This is a genomic window from Streptomyces sp. A1136 (assembly GCF_004795055.1).
Lineage (GTDB): Bacteria > Actinomycetota > Actinomycetes > Streptomycetales > Streptomycetaceae > Streptomyces.
The window spans coordinates 1-628 of record NZ_SSBJ01000225.1 but is presented as its reverse complement, the minus strand read 5'-3'; the positions used below and the strand labels follow the sequence as shown (position 1 = coordinate 628).

The following is a 628-nucleotide window of genomic DNA, read 5'->3' as shown; positions in this document are numbered from 1 at the left end:
CGCCGACCTCCCGAGGCGACGGGACCTGCTCCTGGGCCATCTGCTCATGCTGGACCGGAATCGCGCCTCTGGGACCCCCCTCCCGCTCATCGGAAGGAGAAGTGTCGTGCCGGGCCGACGAGGTTGCCGCTCGCGCCGGCGCTCCGGCCACGAGGTGCTGCCGCCCAGCACGAGACGTTCGCTGGCCGGAAACGACTACACCACGACGCGGCCGGCGCGGGAGGCTGCTGGGATGGAGGAACGGAGCACCGATGACCGCTGAGACAGCCGTTGCGCCGCGTCAGAGGCCCGGCCGGACCGCGGGCCTGCGGACCGCGGTCGCCACGGTGTGCCTGTCGGGCACGCTGGAGGACAAGCTGGCCGCTGCGGCCGCCGCCGGCTTCGACGGCGTGGAGATCTTCGAGCCCGACTTCGTCGCCTCCCCGTGGTCGGCGGCGGAGGTGCGCTCGCGGTGCGCCGACCTGGGTCTGTCCATCGACCTCTACCAGCCGTTCCGTGACTTCGACGCCGACGACCCCGGCGTCCTGGCGGCGAACCTTCGCCGCGCGGAGCGCAAGTTCGACGTCATGGAGCAGCTCGGCACCGACCTGGTCCTGGTCTGCTCGTCGGTCTCACCGAACGCCCTCGA

At 72.1% G+C, this 628-nt stretch carries 1 protein-coding gene; it reads left to right on the top strand.

The features are described from left to right. Positions 1-251 precede the first annotated feature (251 nt). Positions 252-628, top strand: a 377-nt coding sequence (locus E6R62_RS38225; RefSeq protein ID WP_136217983.1) for a sugar phosphate isomerase/epimerase, incomplete at its 3' end; no start/stop codon positions are given.